General features: G+C 62.0%; 4 protein-coding genes. 3 read left to right on the forward strand and 1 reads right to left on the reverse strand.

Features of this window, described 5'->3' with window-relative positions:
• The first annotated feature begins 82 nt into the window (after positions 1-82).
• From ptsP to E1H13_RS05305, 3 genes are all read left to right on the forward strand, one after another.
• Positions 83-2,539 (forward strand): phosphoenolpyruvate--protein phosphotransferase, encoded by a 2,457-nt coding sequence (gene ptsP, locus E1H13_RS05295; protein WP_169612359.1) that lies wholly within the window; start codon positions 83-85, stop codon positions 2,537-2,539.
• Entirely contained in the window at positions 2,536-3,474 is a 939-nt protein-coding gene (gene pfkB, locus E1H13_RS05300; protein WP_169612360.1) for a 1-phosphofructokinase, read from the forward strand. Before ptsP ends, pfkB begins: the two co-directional genes overlap by 4 nt.
• A gap of 94 nt (positions 3,475-3,568) precedes the next feature.
• Complete coding sequence (locus E1H13_RS05305; protein WP_169612361.1) at positions 3,569-5,368, forward strand: PTS fructose-like transporter subunit IIB; 1,800 nt, start codon at positions 3,569-3,571, stop codon at positions 5,366-5,368.
• A gap of 173 nt (positions 5,369-5,541) precedes the next feature.
• Here E1H13_RS05305 and E1H13_RS27190 read toward each other — a convergent pair whose 3' ends face one another.
• Positions 5,542-5,835 carry a hypothetical protein gene (locus E1H13_RS27190; protein ID WP_240966464.1) on the reverse strand — a complete coding sequence of 98 codons (294 nt, stop codon included), beginning with the start codon at positions 5,833-5,835 and terminating at the stop codon, positions 5,542-5,544.
• Positions 5,836-6,000: the final 165 nt, after the last annotated feature.

Genomic DNA, 6,000 nt, shown 5'->3' on the forward strand with positions numbered 1-6,000 from the left:
GGTCACTAACCACCTTTTTAAGAGGAGCTTTGGCCCAAGGCCGGGAACCCACCCCGCCGAAACCTACCGTAGAGAGCATGGCATGATTAACCTGACGCCGGGGGATATTCAGCTTAAGGCCAGGGCCCACAGTAAACCTGAAGCCATTCGCCTGGCGGGGGAGCGACTGTTGGCCACGGGTCACATCCAACCGGGCTATGTGGAGAGCATGTTAGCCCGGGAAGCCCAGGCGAATACCTATTTAGGCAACGGCATTGCCATTCCCCATGGCCAGCCCCAGCAGCGAGAGCTGATCTTGTCCACAGGGATTGCAGTGGTGCAGTTACCCGCCGGGGTGGACTGGAACCCAGGGGAAACGGTGCGGCTGGTGGTGGCGATCGCCGCCAAGTCAGACGAGCACTTGCAGATTCTCACCAACCTCACCCATGTGCTGGACGATCCGGCCACGGTGGAGCGGCTGGTGACCACCGACGATCCCCAGCTGATTATTGATCAGTTGATGGGGCAGGGCCGCCCCGCCCCGCCGGCGTCGGCCCCAGATACTGACGGGTTTGATCACTACGCCGATGTGATTATCGATGCCCCCACCGGCCTACATGCCCGACCAGCCAGCGTCTTTGCCGATGTGGCCAAATCCTTTCAGGCCGAGGTGCAGGTGCGCTATGGCGACCAGGTGGCCAATGGCAAAAGTCTGATGTCGCTGCTGAAGCTGGGGGTCGAGAAAGATGCCCAGGTGCGGCTGATGACCAGGGGGCAAGATGCGGCCCAGGCCTTGACGGCCCTGCAGCAGGCGGTGGCAGCAGGCCTGGAAGAAGAGGCGGCAGAGGCGACCTGGGTGATTCCAGAAGTGCCACCCCTGACCCTGGGGAGCCAGGGGATCGCCGGGGTGGCGGCCTCCCCAGGGTTGGCGATCGCCCCTTTGCATCATTTTCGGCGGACCCAACTGGACTTTGCCAAGACAGCCAGCGATCCTGAGGCGGAGCAGGGGCGGCTGCAGGCAGCGATCGCCACGGCCGATCAGGCCCTGGCCGACCTCTACACCACCGTCAAAGCCCGATCGGGCCAGGCGGAAGCGGCGATTTTTCAGGCCCACCGTCAGTTTTTGGCCGACCCAGAGCTGCAACAGGCGGCCCTCGATCGCATTCCCCCCCACCACAGCGCCCCCTGGGCTTGGCAGCAAACCATCGAAGCGCGAGCCCAAGAGCTAGAGGCCCTGGCCGATCCGGTGCTGTCAGGGCGGGCGGCGGACGTCCGGGACGTGGGCCAGCGGGTGCTAACGGCCCTGGTGGCCCCGGCAGGCACCGACCAACAGCTGCCCGACCATCCCGTGATTTTGCTGGCCGATGACCTGGCCCCCTCCGACACCGCCGGGCTCGATCCAGAGCGGATTTTGGGGTTCTGTACCGCAGCGGGTGGGGCAACCTCCCATACGGCAATCATGGCCCGATCGCTGAATATTCCAGCGGTGGCCGGGGCAGGCCCTGCCATTCTGGACTTGGCCCCAGGCCAGACGGCCATTTTAGATGGGGACAGCGGGCAGCTCTATCCCCAGCCCACAGCCGCCGATATCGCCCAGGCCCGGCAGGCCCAGACGGAACGGGCTGCCCTGCGGGATGTGGAGCACCATCGCCGCTTCCAACCCGCCCTGACCACCGACGGTCACCGGATTGAAGTGGTGGCCAACATTGGTGGCCCCGAGGAAGCGGCCCTGGCAATTGCAGCCGGGGCCGAAGGGGTGGGTCTGCTGCGCACCGAGTTTCTCTTCCTCAACCGCAGTACTCCCCCCAGTGAAACCGAGCAAATTCGGGCTCTACAGCAGATGACCCAGGCCCTGAACGGCCTACCGCTGATTGTGCGCACCCTAGACATCGGGGGCGACAAGCAGGTGCCCTATCTGAACCAGCCTCCAGAAGAGAATCCTTTCTTAGGGATTCGCGGGGTGCGCCTGTGCCTGCAGCGCACCGACTTATTTGAAACCCAGTTGCGGGCAATTTTGCAGGCGGCCCACCAGGGCTATATTCGGGTGATGTTTCCGATGATTGCCACCCTGGAAGATCTGCGAGCCGCCAAAGCGGTGCTGGCATCGGTGCGGGATGCGATCGCGGGTCCGCCAGTGGAGATTGGCATGATGGTGGAAGTGCCCAGTGCGGTGCTGCTGGCCGCAGAGTTTGCCCAGGAGGTGGACTTCTTTTCCGTGGGCACCAACGACCTGACCCAGTACCTGCTGGCGATGGATCGGGGCCATCCCACCCTGGCCAAACAGGCGGATGCCCTGCACCCCGCCGTCCTGCGGGCGATTCACCAAACCGTCCAGGGGGCCGCCACCGCTGGTAAATGGGTGGGCGTCTGTGGGGGGCTGGCGGGCGATCCCCTGGGGGCCAGCATTCTGGCTGGCCTGGGGGTGCAGGAACTCAGCCTGGATGTCCCCAGTATTCCTCAGGTGAAGGCCCGACTGCGCAGCACCTCCATGGCCAACCTGCGGCGACTGGCCCAGCAAGCCCTTGCCTGTGGCACCGCTGAGGAGGTACGGCAACTATGACGGCCCCCATTGCCACCGTCACCCTCAATCCGGCCATCGACCAAACCATTGAGGTGCCCAATTTTCAGCCCAACGCTGTCAACCGCTCCAGTGGGTGGCAAGACGATGCCGGCGGCAAAGGGGTGAATGTCGCCTCCTTTTTAGCGACGGTGGGGCACCAGATCAGCGTCACCGGGTTTTTAGGCCGTGACAACGCCACCCCCTTTGACAGGCTGTTTCTGGAAAAAGGCATTGCCGACCACTTTATCCGCCTACCCGGTGCCACCCGGGTCAACCTGAAGCTGGTGGACGACGTCCAAAACCAGGTCACCGACATCAATGCCCCCGGGCTAGTTCCCGGTGCCGCTGCCATTTCCCAACTGAGGCAAACCGTAACCAGCCTGGCTAAAACCTGCGGTTGGTTTATTTTGTCCGGTAGTGTGCCCACAGGGGTAGCCGACAGCCTCTACGCCGAGCTGATTCGGGATCTCAAAGCCCTGGGGAAAACCGTCGTGCTAGACACCAGTGGCGCCCCCCTGACCCAGGGGCTGGCCGCCAAGCCCGACTTGATTAAGCCCAACCAGCGGGAACTGGAAGACTATCTCCATACCCGCTTATCGAGCTGGGACGAGATTGTAGCCGCCGCTCGGGAGTTGATTGCCAGCGGCATTCCCCATGTGGTGGTGTCCCTGGGAGCCGAAGGAGCCATTTTTGTCGACCAAGACCGGGCTGTCCATGCCCAGCCGCCGGAGATTGCGGTGAAAAGTACCGTCGGGGCTGGGGATGCCATGGTGGCAGGAACGGTGGCGGGCTTAATCAGTGGTCAGTCCCTACGGGATTCAGCCGCCCTGGCCACGGCCTTTTCCATGGCCGCCCTGGCCCAGATTGGCCCCCGCCTGCCCCCCATCGATGACATCCGCAAACTGCGTGACCGGGTCACGGTTCAGAGGCTATAGCCTCACGTGTTTAGCCAGTGGGGCTGCGCCGTGGCTCCATTCTGCAATGGATTTTCTCCCTTGATTGCCCTGACTTGATTCAATGGATTGACCCATGACCAAACTTGTTGCTGTGACCGCCAGTGCCGCTGGCGAGGCCCACACCCAGATGGCGGCAGAGGCCCTGACTCAAACGGCAAAAGCCCTGGGCCACGACCTGATCGCCGAAGCCCAAACTGGACCCATCACCATCACCCTCAGCCCAGAGGATATTCAGCAGGCCGATGTGGTGATTATCGGGGCGGATGAATTTTTGGCTCGCGATCGCTTTTTAGGCAAACCCGTCTACGCCGTTTCCACCAGTGAGGCGATTCGCAACACGGAAATGGTGATTCAAAATGCGATCGCCCTGGTGACATCGCGGCCGAATCTGGGGGACCTCAAAACCACCCCCCACCCCCACGACCCGCTGCCGGAGGATGCCCCCGCGGCCGAGCCTGCCGGGGCCAGCAAGTTCTTTGTGGGCATTACCTCATGCCCCACCGGTATTGCCCACACGTTTATGGCCGCTGAAGGCCTAAAGCAAGGGGCCGCCAAGCTGGGCCATGACATCAAGGTGGAAACCCAGGGGTCGGTAGGGGCCAAAAACCAGCTCACCGACGCCGAGATTGCCCGAGCCGATGCGGTGATTATTGCTGCCGATACCCATGTGGACCTGGCCCGATTCAACGGCAAGCGGCTGTACCAAACCTCCACCAAGGCCGCTATTCACGATGGCTCTGCGGTGGTAAGCGCCGCCCTGGCTGCCCCCGTGGCGGGTGGGGGCAATGGCCAGTCCCCAGGGTACCTGGACGAGGTTAACCGGGCCAAGGCCGAACGCTCCGAAAGCCGCTCTGGCGCCTACAAACACCTGCTCACCGGAGTCAGTTACATGCTGCCCGTGATTGTGGCCGGGGGGTTGCTCATTGCCCTTTCCTTTGTGTTTGGCATTGACCCCGAACCCGGCACCCTGGGGGATGCGCTGATGCAGATTGGCGGTGGGGCCGCCTTTGCCCTGATTGTGCCGGTGCTGTCTGGCTATATTGCCTTTTCCATTGCCGATCGCCCCGGCCTAGCCCCTGGGTTAATTGGGGGACTGCTCGCGGCCAATCTGGACATGGGCTTCCTCGGCGGGATTTTGTCGGGTTTTCTGGCCGGTTATGTGGCCAAGTTTATTCGCGACAAGGTGAACCTGCCCGCCAACTTTGAGGGGCTAAAGCCGGTGCTGGTGATTCCCCTGCTGGCAACCCTGGTGGTGGGGCTGCTGCTGGTGTACGTGTTTGGTACTCCGGTGCGACTGATTATGGAGGGACTGGCCACCTACCTGGAAGGGTTGACGGGGACCAATGCCCTGCTGCTGGGGCTGATTTTGGGGGGGATGATGGCGGTGGATATGGGCGGCCCGGTAAACAAGGCGGCCTACACCTTTGCCGTGGGGCTGTTGGCCACCGATATCTATGCCCCCATGGCGGCGGTGATGGCGGCGGGAATGACCCCGCCCCTGGGGTTGGCCCTGGCCACGTTTGTATCGAAGCAGTACTTTAACCAGGCTGAGCAAGAGGCGGGCAAGGTGGCCTCAGTGTTGGGGATTTCCTTTATTACGGAAGGGGCGATTCCCTTTGCCGCCAACGATCCTTTGCGGATTTTACCCGCCTGCATTGTCGGCTCAGCGGTGGCTGGGGCCCTGTCGATGGTCTTTGGTTGCACCCTGCGCGCCCCCCATGGCGGTGTGTTTGTGCTGGCGATTCCCAATGCGGTGGAGAATGTGGGGCTGTATATTGTGGCGATCGCAACCGGGACCCTAGTCACCGCCCTGGCAGCAGTGCAGCTGAAGCACTGGTTTCCGAAGAAAACGGTGGTGGCAGAGGTGCCATAAATGTGCTCAGTCAATCTGATCATAATGAAAGCTGTATCTGGGGTTCACGGTTTACGGTCTACGGTGCACGGCCAGCCGTAAACCTTAACTTGCAAACCGTAACCCCTGTTGTCAGCCTGTCATCGTTAACTTGATAGACTGCCTGCTGCGATCGCAATTCGAGTGGTTTAGGGCTAAGCCAGTAGTACGGTCTTCGTCAAAATCACCATCCAGATCTCGACCGGGTTCCCTTGCCCTGCCTCGGCAGGGTTGGGGGGTACAGGTATGGGGTTGCTCCAATCGTTGGGCTCGGCATAGCCCAGGGCATGGAGGCGTTTGATCGTCCGGTCTAGGGCAGGTAGGCTGCCGTAGAGCAGATGGCGGACTTTTTCGGGTCGAGGGGGGCGGGGGCTGCTGGCTGACGGCGGCAGGCTGGACGCACTGCCGGACGCAGCCCCTGCGCCCGGTGATTCAAGATATTGCAACATCGGTTCTGTTTCCTTTTTTGCGTTTGCAGAAAACAAACCATTCGCCGCCATCCCTTCTTGGGAAAGGCAGGGGTGGGTTTGAGGAAAACAGAACGCGAAAACCCTAGCCACCCACGCTGGACGTGCAAACTGGGTGCTAGGGTTGATCCTAGCCTCGCAATCTGC

This window comes from Nodosilinea sp. P-1105, from assembly GCF_012911975.1.
Classification (GTDB): Bacteria; Cyanobacteriota; Cyanobacteriia; order Phormidesmidales; family Phormidesmidaceae; genus Nodosilinea.

What these genes read in the sequence shown, in the direction of transcription:
- ptsP (WP_169612359.1), top strand. Translation starts at nt 83, where the DNA reads ATGATTAACCTGACGCCGGGGGATATTCAGCTTAAGGCCAGGGCCCAC.
- E1H13_RS05305 (WP_169612361.1), top strand. Translation starts at nt 3,569, where the DNA reads ATGACCAAACTTGTTGCTGTGACCGCCAGTGCCGCTGGCGAGGCCCAC.
- E1H13_RS27190 (WP_240966464.1), bottom strand. Translation starts at nt 5,835, where the DNA reads ATGTTGCAATATCTTGAATCACCGGGCGCAGGGGCTGCGTCCGGCAGT.
- pfkB (WP_169612360.1), top strand. Translation starts at nt 2,536, where the DNA reads ATGACGGCCCCCATTGCCACCGTCACCCTCAATCCGGCCATCGACCAA.